Annotated in this window: 13 protein-coding genes; 6 read left to right on the top strand and 7 right to left on the bottom strand. The window is 34.8% G+C overall.

Going from position 1 to position 15,569, the window contains the following annotated elements; genetic code table 11:
* Nucleotides 1-127: 127 nt before the first annotated feature.
* The 3 genes from cls (at nt 128) to BAU28_RS05585 (ending at nt 5,115) form a co-directional block, all read left to right on the top strand.
* Nucleotides 128-1,321 (top strand): cardiolipin synthase, encoded by a 1,194-nt coding sequence (cls, locus tag BAU28_RS05575; protein ID WP_048374880.1) that lies wholly within the window; start codon nt 128-130, stop codon nt 1,319-1,321.
* A 33-nt stretch (nt 1,322-1,354) separates the two neighbouring features.
* Nucleotides 1,355-2,308, top strand: a complete 954-nt coding sequence (gene uvsE / locus BAU28_RS05580; protein WP_071717969.1) for a UV DNA damage repair endonuclease UvsE — start codon at nt 1,355-1,357, stop codon at nt 2,306-2,308.
* Between the two features lie 128 nt (nt 2,309-2,436).
* Nucleotides 2,437-5,115 (top strand): DUF4084 domain-containing protein, encoded by a 2,679-nt coding sequence (locus tag BAU28_RS05585; RefSeq protein WP_071717976.1) that lies wholly within the window; start codon nt 2,437-2,439, stop codon nt 5,113-5,115.
* 16 nt (nt 5,116-5,131) lie between these two features.
* Here BAU28_RS05585 and papR read toward each other — a convergent pair whose 3' ends face one another.
* Both papR and BAU28_RS05595 read right to left on the bottom strand, forming a co-directional pair.
* Complete coding sequence (gene papR, locus BAU28_RS05590) at nt 5,132-5,278, bottom strand: quorum-sensing peptide PapR (protein ID WP_025147028.1); 147 nt, start codon at nt 5,276-5,278, stop codon at nt 5,132-5,134.
* Between the two features lie 90 nt (nt 5,279-5,368).
* On the bottom strand, nt 5,369-6,226 hold the full coding sequence (locus BAU28_RS05595) for a helix-turn-helix domain-containing protein (RefSeq protein WP_071717970.1): 858 nt from the start codon (nt 6,224-6,226) through the stop codon (nt 5,369-5,371).
* Nucleotides 6,227-6,391: 165 nt separating this feature from the next.
* Between BAU28_RS05595 and BAU28_RS05600 the strand changes: the two genes are divergently transcribed.
* Nucleotides 6,392-8,152 carry a M4 family metallopeptidase gene (locus BAU28_RS05600; protein ID WP_071717971.1) on the top strand — a complete coding sequence of 587 codons (1,761 nt, stop codon included), beginning with the start codon at nt 6,392-6,394 and terminating at the stop codon, nt 8,150-8,152.
* Nucleotides 8,153-8,191: 39 nt separating this feature from the next.
* On the opposite strand, the gene BAU28_RS05605 is transcribed toward BAU28_RS05600, so the two are convergent.
* Genes BAU28_RS05605 through BAU28_RS05620 form a run of 4 tightly spaced genes read right to left on the bottom strand, consistent with a single transcriptional unit; the run spans nt 8,192 to nt 11,555 of the window.
* Complete coding sequence (locus BAU28_RS05605) at nt 8,192-8,794, bottom strand: response regulator transcription factor (protein ID WP_071717972.1); 603 nt, start codon at nt 8,792-8,794, stop codon at nt 8,192-8,194.
* Nucleotides 8,791-9,921, bottom strand: a complete 1,131-nt coding sequence (locus BAU28_RS05610; RefSeq protein ID WP_071717973.1) for a sensor histidine kinase — start codon at nt 9,919-9,921, stop codon at nt 8,791-8,793. The genes BAU28_RS05605 and BAU28_RS05610 overlap by 4 nt, the downstream gene beginning before the upstream one ends.
* Nucleotides 9,922-10,656 (bottom strand): ABC transporter permease, encoded by a 735-nt coding sequence (locus BAU28_RS05615; RefSeq protein WP_071717974.1) that lies wholly within the window; start codon nt 10,654-10,656, stop codon nt 9,922-9,924.
* Nucleotides 10,653-11,555 (bottom strand): ABC transporter ATP-binding protein, encoded by a 903-nt coding sequence (locus tag BAU28_RS05620; RefSeq protein WP_071717975.1) that lies wholly within the window; start codon nt 11,553-11,555, stop codon nt 10,653-10,655. The genes BAU28_RS05615 and BAU28_RS05620 overlap by 4 nt, the downstream gene beginning before the upstream one ends.
* Nucleotides 11,556-11,760: 205 nt before the next feature.
* Between BAU28_RS05620 and map the strand changes: the two genes are divergently transcribed.
* Nucleotides 11,761-12,507, top strand: a complete 747-nt coding sequence (gene map, locus BAU28_RS05625; protein ID WP_002174392.1) for a type I methionyl aminopeptidase — start codon at nt 11,761-11,763, stop codon at nt 12,505-12,507.
* A gap of 519 nt (nt 12,508-13,026) precedes the next feature.
* Complete coding sequence (locus BAU28_RS05630) at nt 13,027-14,424, top strand: M28 family metallopeptidase (RefSeq protein ID WP_071717977.1); 1,398 nt, start codon at nt 13,027-13,029, stop codon at nt 14,422-14,424.
* A gap of 465 nt (nt 14,425-14,889) precedes the next feature.
* Here the strand turns inward: BAU28_RS05630 and BAU28_RS05635 are convergent.
* The coding region (locus BAU28_RS05635) for a Cna B-type domain-containing protein (RefSeq protein ID WP_116500309.1) at nt 14,890-15,569 on the bottom strand (680 nt) is incomplete at its 5' end.

Consider the following 15,569-nt stretch of genomic DNA (forward strand, 5'->3'; position numbering starts at 1 on the left):
TCAACAGTTTTTTGTTATACAACAACACATTTTTTAATAAAGCTGTTTATTTCGGTGAAACTATAAAGTGAAAATTTAATTTGTAACAAACTGAAGGTGAAAAGAATGCGAAGGAGGGAATTTACTCATGTTCTTCTTATCTCTCTTATTAATAGGCGCCACTCTTTGGATTACAATTGACCTTTCGTACGGGAGAATTCTTCATTTAAAGCGTATACGTTCTCGTTCATTCCCTTTGCGTCAAAGTGACTTTCACCTTTATACATATGGAAAAGATTTGTATGATGCTCTATTTACTGATATTAAACAAGCCAAACACCATGTGCATGTTTTATTTTTCATTGTCAAAAACGATGAAATAAGTCGTAAGTTTTTAAAGTTACTTATCGATAAAGCACAAGAGGGAGTTGAAGTAAGACTTTTACTCGACCGGTTTGGAAGTCATTCTCTATCAAAAGAGGCGATGTACTCCCTACAAAAACATGGTGTCTCTTTTTCATTTTGTCACAAAGTGAAATTTCCTTTTCTTTTCTTTTCTGCAAATCAAAGAAATCATAGAAAAATTACAATTATTGACGGGAAGATTGGTTATATTGGTGGATTTAATATCGGCGAGGAATATTTAGGTCACAATCAAAAGTTAGGGTTATGGCGAGATTATCATTTACGTCTTACAGGAGAAGGGATACAAGATTTGCAAAAACAGTTTTTACATGACTGGTTTGATGATACGAACCAAAATTTATTAGATTCATCTCTTTATTTTCCCAAACAACAACGTGGTGCTATTCTACATCGCTTTATTCCGACTGACGGTGCCTATTTACAAAATACATTTTTACATTTAATCGAAAGTGCAAAAGAAGAGCTCTTTATCGGTACACCGTATTTCATTCCCGGTAAAGAAATTATGAACGCTTTATTAAAAGCACGGAAACGTGGGGTTCAAATAACGATTCTCGTTCCACAAAAGGCTGATCACGCCCTCGTTCGAGAGGCAAAGTTTCCATATTGCCGGAAGTTAATACAAGCCGGTTGTAATATTTACGCATTTCAACAAGGATTTTTTCATGCCAAGATTATTATAGTAGACGATTGTATTTGTGATATCGGAACTGCTAATGTTGATATGAGAAGTTTATATGTTAACCATGAGATCAACTGCCTTTTATATGATAAACATTTCATACAAGAAGTAAAAAACAAATTCGAGGAAGATTTGAAAAGCTCCTCATTGCTTTCCTTTGAAGATGTTAGCCCTCTCTCTATTATTGATCGGGGAAAAGAGTGGATAGGAACGATACTCGCTTTCTTCTTATAGGAAAATTTCAAGAGCTAAAGAGGTGCATCACATATGATAATGCGATTTGGATATGTCTCACATGCTATGGCATTGTGGGACTGTTCTCCTGCCAAAACAATGACATTTACAAGCTGGAAAAAACTCAAAAAACAAGAGCGTGAGGATAAATTATACAATGTTACACTACAAAATCTAGAACATACAATACGTATCCTTCATTACAATATTGCACATGAAATTCCATTATATCGTTTATCATCTTCTATCGTTCCGCTTGCAACACATCCCGAAGTCGAATTTAATTATCTTCAAGCATTTGCACCGCTTTGGCGTAAAATAGGGGCATTAATTCAGGAACACAATTTGCGCGTAAGTTTCCATCCAAATCAATTTACGCTATTTACAAGCGACAAACCACATATTACAACTAATGCAATTACAGATATGACCTATCATTATAACGTATTAGACGCTATAGGAATTGCAGATTCCTCCTACATTAATATTCATGTAGGCGGCGCGTATGGAAATAAGGAAAGTGCAATTGGACGTTTTCATGAAAACATAAAAAAACTTCCTTCATATATAAAAAAACAAATGACTCTTGAAAATGATGATAAAACGTATACCACTTCTGAAACTTTGGCTATTTGTCAAAAAGAAACCATCCCTTTCGTATTCGATTATCATCATCACATAGCAAATCTTTGTGGTGAACCGCTAGAAGAATTACTTCCTGCGATTTTTGAAACTTGGTCACATACAAACGCCCCTCCTAAAGTTCATATTTCTTCTCCTAAATCAGAAAAAGAATTTAGGGCTCACGCAGATTATATTGATTTAGGGTTTATTAAACCCTTTTTACACATTGCAAAAAAAATCAATCATAATTTCGATATTATGATTGAAAGCAAACAAAAGGATTTAGCACTTCTTCAATTAATAGATGAAATCTCTTCCATAAGGGGAATAAAAAGAAAAAACGGCGCAACGTTACAATGGTAAATTGTAACATTGCGCTATTTTTTTCAAGAAAAGTAATTTTCACAATGAAAAACATTCCATTTTATATGCTATTATTTAAATTAGCATTTTCAACCTGCGATTCAACTTTATTGAAACGGAGTCATAATATGATTAATCAAAAAAAATATGTACAATTTGTCATGATGTATATTATTATATTTTCTCTTTGGATATTCCTTATCCCTAGGGACTTAAATATAAAAGAAATTGGAATTCTATTCTTATTTTGTTTTGCAGCAATCTTTTCTTGCTATTGTTTATATAAAGCAATTAAGAAGATGAAAAGCGGTGATAAACTATTTTGGGTTTTATTACTATGTACTTGCCTATGTGGACTAACGATGGAAATAACTTTATTTCTTCATTCACTTTCCATTTATGATCAAGGCATATTCTCATATAAAGCACTACCTTTTTTCATCATACAATATATTTTGCTCTTTTCTGGCTTTGCTATAAAGTTCATAAAACATTACTCCATTAGAGGTATTGCTCAATTTTCATTCGATAGCGTCTTTATCGTTATTATGAATATTTACTTTACCTTAACCTTTATTTTAGATATTTCAAGCTTTCGTACGTTAACGAAGGATACGTGGGTTTTGATTGGGTATTTTATTGCACAATCATTAGTAATTTACGCCGTTATTAGCCTATATAGAAGAGAACGGTATTCTTCTAGTAGAATCTCATTAATTATTGGCTTCACTATCATACTTTTTTACGGATATATACACCTATTTCAGTTAAACTTAGGAATGGAAACTTCTTCTGAAGTCTCTTATTTAATACATACTGCCTCGATTTTATTAATTGGTTTATCGTCCATACTGTACATTTGGGATAAACCAATGAAACATGAAACTAAAACAAAATATTATCGATTCGATTATGTACGCTTTATACTACCTTATTTTAGTATAATCATTACTTTTTCCTTTATTGTCATTCAGCCTTGGGATGATAAGTTCATGTTAATTGGTCTCATATTATCACTCATCTTATTATTCCTACGACAACTTTACATGTGGAAAGACAATCAAGCATTAATCGATACGTACGAACAGTTGACTACACAACTAGAAGGCAAAGTTGAAGAAGGTGCATCGGCACTATTAAAAAGTGAACAACGTTATAAATCTTTATTCGAAGATCATCCTGATGCCGTTTTTTCTTTAAATATGAACGGGATTTTTCAACAATCTAATAAGGCTTGCGAAAGTTTATTTACAGCCTACTATTGTGAAGTAACAAGCTATTCTCTTCTACACTTCATTGATCCACAAGATCATGAGTTATTGAAGAAATCTTTACAAATTACAAAAGAAGGTAGACCACAAACTTTAGAAATTCGTACAAAAGAAAAAGAAGGCTATTATTATTACCTTCACATCACACTCATCCCTACTTTTATAAATAAAGAAATTGTCGGGATGTTTGGTATAGCACGTGATATTACAACTTTATATGAAAAACAAAAACAAGTAGAGCATTTGGCTTTCCATGATGCACTTACAGGACTACCGAATCGTCGAAAATTCGAAAAAGATTTAAAAACAATTTTAAATACAGCTCAAAATAACACAAATGACGTTGCGGTCATGTTCCTTGACTTAGATCGATTTAAAAAAATTAACGATCGACTCGGCCATGATGTCGGAGATTTATTATTAATTGAAGTAGCAAAAAGATTACGTGGATGTTTGCGTTCAAAAGATATCGTCGCTCGTCAAGGCGGAGATGAATTTACAATTCTATTACCAGATATGTACTCTGAAAAAAGTGCTACTTTTATAGCCGAACAGATTTTGACTATCTTAAATAAGCCCTTCTTCATTAAAGATGAAGAGCTCTCTATTACACCAAGTATCGGAATTGCAATGTATCCGGAATACGGAACCGATGTAACCGAATTAATGAAAAATGCAGATATGGCTATGTATCGAGCAAAAGCGAATGGAAAAAACAGATTTGTTTTCTTCTCAGAGGAAATGAGTATTGCGCAAAACGAAATACACTTCCTAGAAGGTGAACTTTCAAAAGCACTACAACAAAATGAATTTTTCCTTGACTATCAACCGCAAGTAAACACAAAAACAAAACAAATTATCGGCTTTGAGGCATTAATTCGTTGGAAACATCCGAAACTTGGAATTGTATCACCTGCCCAATTCATCCCTCTCGCGGAGGAAACAGGATTTATTATTGAACTTGGTAATTGGATTTTACGTACCGCCTGCTTAGAAGCAAAGAAGTGGCATAACCAAGGATTTTCTCACTTAAAGGTTGGTGTAAATTTATCTGTTGTTCAATTTAACCGTGCAGATTTAATCCCGACTATTTCAAAAGTCTTGGAAGAAACAGAACTAAAACCGGAAGCACTAGATATTGAGATTACGGAAAGTATCGCGATTAATCAAAATCATTCTGTAATTGCTAAACTAGAACAACTTCAAAATCTCGGTATTCAAATTTCAATTGATGACTTTGGGACTGGTTATAGTTCTTTAGCTTACTTAACAAAATATCCAATCAATACATTAAAAATTGCTCGAGAATTTATTTGCGGAATTACAAATAGCCCGTTAGAAGAAGCGATTATCGCTTCCATTATTGCACTATCAAAAGAATTAAATTTAGGGGTTATTGCGGAAGGTGTAGAAACAGATGAACAATGGAAGTTTTTATACGAGCAAAACTGTGACCACATTCAAGGATTCTTCTTTAGCAAACCTGTTTCTAGTAAAGATGTGTGGATGTTACTCCATGAAAAAACAACCGTCTAAGTTAGACGGTTGTTTTTTAGTACTCAAAAGGTACATCTGAAGCTAATTGTATCTCTTGATCATCATGAGAAATTACTTGATTTTTCTCTAAAGCTGTATCTCCTAATGAAATACCCCATGCCATCGCTAACGTTAATAGACTACCAATAAGTAGTTTTTTCATATTCCATCACCCACATTTTTTTCTTTAAATATATCATGAAAATTTATCCATATCTTATGCAATTATGCATATTTGTTTTTTAGGTCTTTTTTATTTCTTCATTTTTTTTATAAGTGATTCTTTTAACGCATGGATTCCTAATATATCGAAAAAGAAGTACGCTTTTTCGTAAGCATCTTCAATTTCTGCTCTATCACACTCTAGCTTTTCTAGGCATTCACCTTTTTGATAGTATAACTGTCCAATTAATGTCATACTATTAATTCGACACGATAGTTCAATGGCTTTATTTGCTTGACAAAGCGCTTCTTCGTATTGATTATCTAAGTATAATGCTTTTGCATGATTATGTCTCACCTTCACATCAAACTCTTTATTATCATGCAATGCCTCTAATTGTTTTAATATATTTTCAAATAACTCAATACTCTTCTTAAAATAGCCATTTTCAGCATAAATGTTTGCAATTGCGTTTTCAATATAAAGATTCTGATATACATCTATTCCTGCCAATTGTTGATTGAGCAATTTCCTTAATTCTAAAATACAATATTCGTAATCGATTTTTTTCAATATGTAAGCAGCTACATGATATTGCCATTGAAGAAATTGCTGAAGCTCGGGATGATATTCTTCCTTTTTCAACTCATTCCATACTCTATTATAAATTTCTTTATATTTCTTTTGCTTACAAAGCATAATAATTTGATTTTTTAACTGCTTACTTCTCTCAATATCAGAATAAATGAGTACCTCATAAAAATGAATAATGGGAACTTGTAACTTCGCTGCAATGCCTTGCAATATATCCATACTTGGGTATACCGCGCCCGATTCAATTCGGCTCACTTCCGATTGATGACATATATTCTCGGATAACTGTTTTTGTGTTAATCCTCTCATAACCCTAATTTTCTTTATTTCACTTCCTAATTTTTCTGCGTGCATACTTACTCACCATCCCATTATAACAATCTAATTTTTTGAGTTGTCATACCACTACAATAATGTGAATTCGACAATTTTTGATATGAAATAATGCATAATATATATAAAATTCGGCAAATTTTTCATACAATTCATCTCACATACAATAGATTAGGAGTGTTATAGATGAATTATAGAAAACTTGCTAGTGCATTCGTTACATTCGGTCTCCTTTGTCCTTTATCAACAGAAGCTATTCATGCCCAAGAATTAGATAAAAATGAAGTAAAAGTTGAAATTGCTCAGCCTGGTTTAACAATTGGGAAATTAACACAACCTCAAAATGATACGAAAGAGAATATTGCTAAAAAATATTTAAAAGGTGAGGTAAACGGGGCTAAAGCTCAACAAGAGCAAGTTACAACTGAAAAAAACGTTAATTTTCAACCTACAAATAAAGAAACAAAAGAAAATCAAACCGAAGTTCGCCTTGCACAAACTTACAAAAACTATAAAGTATATGGTCAAGATCTCATTGTAAAAGTAGATAAAAATGGAGTGATTACTACCGTTAGTGGTAAAGTTGTCCAAAATTTAGACCAACAACCTAATCTTACTATAACAAATTTTTTGTCGAAAAATGAAGTAAAATCTAAATTACGCGATACAGTTCAAATTCCAAACGATGCGGCTGAAACAGAATTCTCTAGCGAAACCGTTGTTTATAAGAAAAAAGATGGTTATTACACGTTCGCAACTATTATTACATTTACTTACGAAAACCATGAACAAATTATAAGCGGTAATGCAATCGTTGATTTAAAAACTGGTGAAGTACTATTCCAGGAAAAGTTCATTAAAAATAAAGAAAATAAATCTATTAATCAAGTAACATCGCCCAGCCTTTCCCTAGCTAAAGAGCAAGGAACTGGAAAAAATGCTCTACAGGAAAATGTATTATTTAATATTGCAAAGGGTTCTGACGGAAAGTTTTATTTAGCTGATCTATCCCGCGGAAGTGGTATTTATATTTATAACGCAAACTATGCTGATTCCCTCGGCGGAGATAGCCAAGTCGGCTATCCAGGAACGCTCATTTCAAGTAATACCCCTAATTTTGCAGATAAAGAAGCAGCTGGTGTTATGAAAAACATGAGCTATATTTACGACTATTTCAAGAAAGAACATAATCTAAAAAGTTACGATAATAAAGACTCAAAAGTTGTTGCTAGCGTCCACGGATTTGATTCTACAGAAGTTAGTGATGGTATAAAAGAAAATTATGTAAATGCATTTTGGCATCCGGCTTGGAATCAAATGGTCTTTGGTGACGGCCTAAATGGAAAATTAACCTCTGCTCTTGACGTGACTGCACATGAATTTGGACATGCTGTATTTAGTGGTACAACAAAAAATAAAATTGTGAGATATCCAAGTGCTGAAACATCTGCACTAAATGAAGGCCTGGCAGATTTCTGGGGTACACAAATAGAATATTACGTAAAGAAAGATAAAGGAAATTGGATTATGGGCGATACGTTAGGTGGCCTAACAATTCGTGACATCCCAAGGGAAATTGGTGATGGTGGCAACAAACTATATACAAACTTACAAGATTTCTATAATGATGGCAATAATCAAGAATCTCACGTGAATTCCGGAATCATTAGCCATGTATTATATCAATTAGCTGAAGGTAAAACGTATAACGGTATATTTGTTCAAAAACAAGGAAATGAAAAAGTAAGTAAAGTTGTTATGCGTGCATTGCAAAACTACGCAACTTCAGCGGAAGATTTTGAATCACTTCAATCTCACATTGTACAGGCTGCAAAAGATTTATATGGTAATACGACATCAACAGAATTCGAAAAGGCTTTCCAAGCACATGGATATAAGGCTCTAGCAAAAATTAATAAAGTAGTAGAAGTACAACAAGGAAAATAAGCAAAAAAGAAGTTCACCACTTATAGGTAAACTTCTTTTTTATATCCAGCCCTTCTCTTCTGCAATTGTAATTGCCTCAATCCTATTTTTCGCATCGAGCTTCGCTAATACTTCAGAAATGTAATTACGCACTGTACCAGGTGAAAGATAAAGTGCCTTCGCAATTTCATTTGCCGTCTTTCCTTCTTTCGCAAGTAAAAGTACTTCTTTTTCACGATCTGATAGGGGATTTTGCTCCTGCCATAACCCAAACATTAGCTCCTGCGAAATCTCTCGCTTCCCTTTCATGACATTTCGAATTGCTGAGGCTAAATCTTCACTCGGACTATCCTTCAATAAATATCCGTGTACACCAGCTTTCATCGCTCTTTCAAAATAACCGGGACGCGCAAATGTCGTTAAAATCATTACTTTACAAGATGATTTCTCCTTCTTCAACGTTTCAGCAACATCTAAACCACTTTGAATCGGCATTTCAATATCCATAATACTTATATCAGGCTTTAGCGATTCGATTAATTTTAACGCCTCTTCCCCATTCGCTGCTTGCCCAACAACTTCAATATCATCTTCTAGATCAAGTAGGGCTCCTAATGCGCCACGAAGCATCCGTTGATCTTCTGCAATAATAATTCGAATCATGCCCTCACCTCATCTTTCCCTGTTCTAATTACAATTGGAACTTTCACTGTTAACAATGTCCCTGAATTTATCGTATCTAGTTCAACGAATCCATCAATAAGAGCAATTCGCTCTTTCATACCGCGGATACCATTTCCATCATGGTTTTGATCCGCTAAACCGATACCGTTGTCTTCTACTTTCAAAATCAGCTCACCTTGCGATTCTAATACAGAGACTGTACACTGCGTCGCTTTACTATGTTTTACAACATTCGTCACTGCCTCACGTAAACACATTCCTACAATATTTTGTTCAATTGGTGATAACGAACTAGAATTAGCTTCTTGCTTCACTTCTAATTCAATATTAGCCGCTTGTAAGATCGCTTTTATTTGCTCCAACTCTTCTTCTACTGTAATCATACGCATATCAGAAATTAATTCTCTCAGCTGTTTTAAAGCGGTGCGAGATGTTTGTGTAATCTCCTTCGCTTCTATACTTGCGCGTTCTGGATTCTTCACAATTAACTTCTCCACTAGCTGACTTTTTAAAGTAATGAGAGATAACGTATGCCCTAACGTATCATGAAGGTCTCTTGCAATTCGCTGACGTTCTTCTCGCTTTACTAAATCTTTAATTTGCTCGTTTGCTTCGTTTAGTTGATTCTTTAACATCTTTTTTTGATTAAAATTACGCATTCCAAATGGTGTAAGCAGCATTAAAATAAACATCGGAACTATATTCACTAAACTTGTAGTTGTTAGCTGTTTAAAATATACGAATATAAAGGCCCCAAGCATTGTAATCAACAGTCCCAACAACACTCGAAATACTTTCTTACTTGGCGCAAAGCCCATCGCACTTGCCGTGAAAAAACCAAAAAATATCATAAAAGCATTATAAAATAAGGCAAATAAAAAGATGAGTATCATTTGAACACATGCCCATAAAACGAAAGTCTTATTAACAAAATAAAGTTGACGGTATGTGATAATAAAAAGTATCAACATACCGCTCCCTATTATAAACTTCCATCCTGACGCTTGTGTTAAATGGTAAATTGGAAACAACAAATACACGAGCCACATATATGGGAAGAAACCCATATGTTTCGGAAAAATCTCAAACCTCTTCTTCTCTATCATTTATACCGCTTCCTGTCTTTTTCTTATATATATTGATACTACAACAAATATAAGGAAATAACCTCCTAGTACCGCGATATTTTCCCATCCAATTGATTTTCCAGCTACAATATCCCACGCACCACTTCCAAAATGATATGTTGGTGTCCATTCACCGATAGATCGTAATATTTTTGGAAATATTTCAATTGGCATCCATAGGCCACCAAGAATTGCTAAGCACATATTTAAAATATTCGCTAGACCAGCAGCTGCATCTGCCTTTTTAATTGAACCTATTACTGTTCCGAGCGCTAAAAATGGTGTCACGCCTAATAATAACCATAACCCAGCACCGATCCATTGTCCTACTGTTAACTGCACATTATTAATTAATATTCCTGCCATAAAAATAACTAAGATTGAAAAAGCATTCACTACTGTTTGAGCAATAATTTTAGCTGTTATATACGCACCCTCTGGAAGTGGTGTAATTTTTAAAAGATGTGTCCACCCTTGCCCTTTTTCCTGAGAAAGTCTCACACCGAAACTAAAAAGTGCAGTCCCTACAATACTGAAAGTTGCCATTGAAATTAAATAATGTGCTTTCCAAGCTTCTCCGTTCTGTGGCACTTGAACTACATTTGTAAAGATGTAATAAAACATAACTGGCATTAATAATGAGAAAAAGATAAATAATTTATTGCGAAACGTACGTAAAATCTCTATTTTGCACTGCATCCATAAAGCTTTCATGCGATTTCCCCCTTCTGATTTGCGACAAACTGTTCAAATGCTTCATCGAGACTTCCACGTTCCACTGAAACGTCTGTTACAGGTAAATTTCTTTGATAAATTGCTTTTAAAGTTGCATCCGTATCTTCAGTTGTTAAAGTGAAGTGACCTTCATTTGACTGTACTTCTGTTACATTCGGTAATTCCTTCAATAAGTTCTTAGGAATTTTCTCTTTCGAATAAAACGAGATTGTTTTTCGAGAAATAGTCGCTTTCATCTCGTCAGGCGTGCCATTTGCGATAATTTTTCCGTTCGCAAATAATAAAATTCGATCTGCTAAAGCATCTGCCTCTTCTAAATAGTGCGTCGTTAAAATAATCGTTTTCCCTTCACTTGCTAATTTTCTAATCGTTTCCCAAAACGTTTTTCGAGACGTAATGTCCATCCCTACAGTTGGTTCATCTAAAAATAACAAATCTGGATTACCAGCAAGTGCGAGTGCAAAATTCAATCTTCTCTTTTGACCGCCTGATAGCTTTTCACATCTTTGCTTTCGCTCTGATTCTAAATTTGATAACTGCAGTAATGTTGCTTTTGCTACTGGATTCGTATAATAACTACGGAATAACTCAATTGCCTCTTCCACTGTAATGCTGTCAATCACACTTACCTCTTGTAGCATCGCACCGAGGCTATTACGAACATCTCTATGCTTTGGGCTCTTTCCAAATATAGAAACCGTTCCTTCCGTTGGATCTTTTAATCCAAGCATCATCGATATCGTCGTTGTTTTCCCTGCGCCATTCGGTCCAAGTAATGCTACTATTTCCCCTTTATTCACATGAAACGAAACATTATTTACTGCGTTTTTATGTTTAAATGTTTTAGAAACACCATTTACTTCAATAATCTTTTCCATCTCTCCACCCCCGCCGTTTCTTATATTTACATTGTATGTTTTGGAAAAGTTAGGAAACAGTATGATGCGTCATGACATCCATATGACAATTGTCATGTATTCTTTATGAGCAGAATCAACCCGCATACCGCACGCGAGTAGCAGGAGCAAAATAAACATGATACAATCGGATAAGATATAAATTCGAGGAAGGACAGTGGTTTTCATGATTATTCGTAATGAACAAGATTTAGAAGGTTTACGAAAAATCGGCCGCATCGTTGCACTTGCACGCGAAGAAATGAAAAAACAAGCGAAGCCAGGTATGACAACGAAAGAGCTAGATTTAATTGGTAAGAAGGTATTAGATGAGCACGGTGCTATGTCAGCACCTGAAAAAGAATATAAATTCCCAGGCGTAACTTGCATTAGTGTAAACGAAGAAGTTGCTCACGGTATTCCAGGAGATCGCGTATTAAAAGAAGGCGATTTAGTAAACGTAGACGTATCAGCAGCACTTGACGGTTATTATGCTGATACAGGTATTTCATTTGTTCTTGGTGAAGACGAAGAAAAAGAAAAGCTATGCCAAGCTGCGGTAGATGCATTTTGGGAAGCAATGAAAAAAGTAAAGGCTGGATCAAAACAAAATCAAATTGGTCGTGCTGTTTCTAACTTTGCACATAAAAGTGGATATAACGTTATTCAAAACTTAACTGGTCACGGTATTGGTCTTAGCTTACACGAAGCTCCGAACCACATTTTAAGCTACTATGATCCAATGGATAATGCTCTTCTAAAAGACGGCCTTGTTATCGCTGTAGAGCCATTCATCTCTATGAAAGCTGATCATATTATCGAACGCGGTGATGACGGCTGGACATTCGTTACACCGGACAAAAGCCTTGTTGCACAATGTGAACATACAGTCGTTGTGACACGTGGTGAACCGATTATCTTAACAGAAATATAATAAAAAACAGCCGTTTTGTAGATTCCTTCTACTAAGCGGCTGTTTTTTATTATTTTTAGGTATGTAAAAGCTTATATAAATAAAAAGGTGATGCATCAAAGTATCACCTTTTTAACGGGGTGAGGCTGTCCAAAAGTACGGAAAACCTTTGAACAGCCTCGTATTTTCATATGGATGCCTTACATATATCACTGATGATAATTATGAAATGCGGAAACATAGTTACCATCATATGATTCAAACATGAGAAAAGAAATCCTATAATGGATCCCTTTTCCCTACATAATCTAAAGTTTGGGTACACTAGATTCATGCAATGTAGGAGCCTTCAGAATAGAAAGCAATCCTTCATTTAGAATGATAGCATACATATCTCCGCTAAAAATATGTAAATATGCATATGGCGTTTTTATTTCTCAACTTCTAAATATTGAAAATTCAGACACCGAAAGATAAAATAAAGTCGTTATCCGTCTTCTTTTGTCAGTCAGAGAGAATAGAAGAATGGGAGAGGAAAAAATGAGAGAATCGCTGAAACAAAAAATAGTAAGCTCCTTGCTTGCTGTATCACTCGCCGTTAGCTTAGCTCCAATCGGACAAGCAAAAGCTGATTCCACGTCAGAAATTATACAGATCCCACCTATTACAAAACAAGTTGATGCAAACCGCGCCATCGAACATATCCGTTTCTTATCCGAAACAATCGGTCCCCGTCCAGGTGGTACAAAATCAGAAGAGTGGGCCTCTCGCTACGTTGGTATGCAACTTAAATCAATGGGATATGAAGTAGAATATCAGCCCTTTCAAGTACCGGATCAATACGTTGGATTTATCGAATCACCATTATCCACAAAACGTAATTGGCAAGCTGGCGCTGCTCCCAATGCACTAATTTCTACAGAAGCTGTTACAGCTCCTCTTATCTTTGTTCAAGGTGGAACGAAACTAGATGAGATTCCAAATGAGGTAAACGGAAAAATTGTTTTATTCGAAAGAGGTGCAACAGCAGCAGATTATAATAAGCAAGTTGAAAATGCTGTTAACAAAGGAGCGAAAGGTGTTCTTTTATACAGTTTAATTGGAGGTCGTGGAAACTACGGCCAAACCTTCAATCCTTACTTAACTAAAAAACAGTCTGTCCCTGTCTTTGGTCTTGCTTATGCTCAAGGAAATGCATTTAAAGAAGAAATCGCAAAAAAAGGGACAACAATTCTTTCCCTAAAAGCAAGACATGAATCTAATTTAACATCTCTAAATGTTATTGCTAAAAAGAAACCAAAAAATAGTACAGGTAATGAAAAAGCTGTCGTTGTAAGTTCACACTATGATAGTGTTGTTGGAGCACCTGGAGCGAATGATAACGCTTCTGGTACAGGATTAATATTAGAACTAGCTCGTGCTTTTCAAAATGTAGAAACTGATAAAGAAGTCCGCTTTATCGCTTTTGGTTCTGAAGAAACTGGTTTACTCGGCTCTGAATATTACGTAGAAAACTTATCACAAAAAGAACGTAATCGCATTTTAGGTGTCTTCAACGCTGATATGGTTGCAACAAATTATGATAAAGCAAAGAATTTATACGCTATGACTCCTGACGGTTCCACGAACTTTGTAACAGATGCAGCATTACAAGCAGGGAAACAATTAAATAATGATCTCGTTCTTCAAGGAAGATTTGGCTCTAGTGATCACGTACCATTTGCTGAAGTCGGTATTCCTTCTGCACTATTTATTTGGATGGGCGTCGATAGTTGGAATCCATTAATCTATCACATTGAAAAGGTATATCACACACCTCAAGATAACGTATTAGAAAATATTTCGCTAGAACGTATGAAAATGGCATTAGAGGTCATTGGTACAGGCGTCTATAATAGCCTTCAATCTACCGTGAAAACAGAACGAAAAGCCGCTTAATACTATTTCAAGCCACCGATTAATCGGTGGCTGTTTATTGAGAAAAAATAAATATGCATAAAAGCATATTTATTATATGGTATTATCGTGTATAATTAAAATCGTAATATATAAATGAAAAGAGTGTTTATTACATAGCATTATCATGTAGAATAAAAATTGTAATAATATTGATTACATCTAACAAGAGATTTTTCAATTATGAAAAAATTATTCTTGCAGTTTTGTTATCGCTTTAGAGCCGCTTATCTCTATGTAAGCTGACCATATTATTGAGCTGCAGATTAATTCCACCTTGAAACTGTTCTCTTTTTTCTATAAAAAAACCCTTCAGGTTGCATTCTTCCCTTCACTTTATCGTGAAGTGTTTTTGAATACTTACCTAAAGGGCGTAATATCAATAGTAATTCTTTAATTCGTCTGCTACTCAGATTACAGTGTAATCAATAATCTAAAGCTTTTTTATTATTTTATTCGTTGACGAGCGAATAGGATTCCACCTAGAAGGAACAATACCATGCCTCCAAGAATTGAAATCATTTCTGCTGATTTCCCTCCTGTGTTAGGAAGTAATGTTGGCTTATCATTTTCTGTAGTAGGTGGAACTTTTGAATCGCTATTTTTGTCTGTATTTGTGTTTGGATCTTTTGGATCTGTGCTTGGATCTTTCGGATCTGTACTTGGATCTTTTGGATCTGTGCTTGGATCTTTTGGATCTGTGCTTGGATCTTTTGGATCTACATTTGGTACGTCCTTGATTTTTGTATTTGTGATGTCATAACCATTTACTTCGGATTTGTATCCCGCTACTGGTTGTTCTTTCACTTCATACTTGTACGCTACTCCGTTTGCATCGTATGCTGCTAAATCTTTGAATTCGTATTTCCAGCCTGTTGCTTTGCTTACTTCTTGCGTCGCAATCACTGTACCATTTTGTAGAAGGTCTACTTTAATCATTTCCGGACGATCTTTCGCGTTATCGTCTTTCCATGTTTTCGTTCCTTCTACTTTTGTTTTTCCTACTTTTGTATTTGTGATGTCAGTACCATTTACTTTGGATTCATATCCGGCTACTGGCTGTTCTTTCACTTCATACTTGTATGCTACTCCGTTTGCATCGTATGCTTGTAGTTTTTCAAACGTAT

This window comes from Bacillus paramycoides (assembly GCF_001884235.1).
Classification (GTDB): domain Bacteria; phylum Bacillota; class Bacilli; order Bacillales; family Bacillaceae_G; genus Bacillus_A; species Bacillus_A paramycoides.

What these genes read in the sequence shown, in the direction of transcription:
- cls (WP_048374880.1), top strand. Translation starts at nt 128, where the DNA reads ATGTTCTTCTTATCTCTCTTATTAATAGGCGCCACTCTTTGGATTACA.
- uvsE (WP_071717969.1), top strand. Translation starts at nt 1,355, where the DNA reads ATGATAATGCGATTTGGATATGTCTCACATGCTATGGCATTGTGGGAC.
- BAU28_RS05585 (WP_071717976.1), top strand. Translation starts at nt 2,437, where the DNA reads ATGATTAATCAAAAAAAATATGTACAATTTGTCATGATGTATATTATT.
- papR (WP_025147028.1), bottom strand. Translation starts at nt 5,278, where the DNA reads ATGAAAAAACTACTTATTGGTAGTCTATTAACGTTAGCGATGGCATGG.
- BAU28_RS05595 (WP_071717970.1), bottom strand. Translation starts at nt 6,226, where the DNA reads ATGCACGCAGAAAAATTAGGAAGTGAAATAAAGAAAATTAGGGTTATG.
- BAU28_RS05600 (WP_071717971.1), top strand. Translation starts at nt 6,392, where the DNA reads ATGAATTATAGAAAACTTGCTAGTGCATTCGTTACATTCGGTCTCCTT.
- BAU28_RS05605 (WP_071717972.1), bottom strand. Translation starts at nt 8,794, where the DNA reads ATGATTCGAATTATTATTGCAGAAGATCAACGGATGCTTCGTGGCGCA.
- BAU28_RS05610 (WP_071717973.1), bottom strand. Translation starts at nt 9,921, where the DNA reads ATGATAGAGAAGAAGAGGTTTGAGATTTTTCCGAAACATATGGGTTTC.
- BAU28_RS05615 (WP_071717974.1), bottom strand. Translation starts at nt 10,656, where the DNA reads ATGAAAGCTTTATGGATGCAGTGCAAAATAGAGATTTTACGTACGTTT.
- BAU28_RS05620 (WP_071717975.1), bottom strand. Translation starts at nt 11,555, where the DNA reads ATGGAAAAGATTATTGAAGTAAATGGTGTTTCTAAAACATTTAAACAT.
- map (WP_002174392.1), top strand. Translation starts at nt 11,761, where the DNA reads ATGATTATTCGTAATGAACAAGATTTAGAAGGTTTACGAAAAATCGGC.
- BAU28_RS05630 (WP_071717977.1), top strand. Translation starts at nt 13,027, where the DNA reads ATGAGAGAATCGCTGAAACAAAAAATAGTAAGCTCCTTGCTTGCTGTA.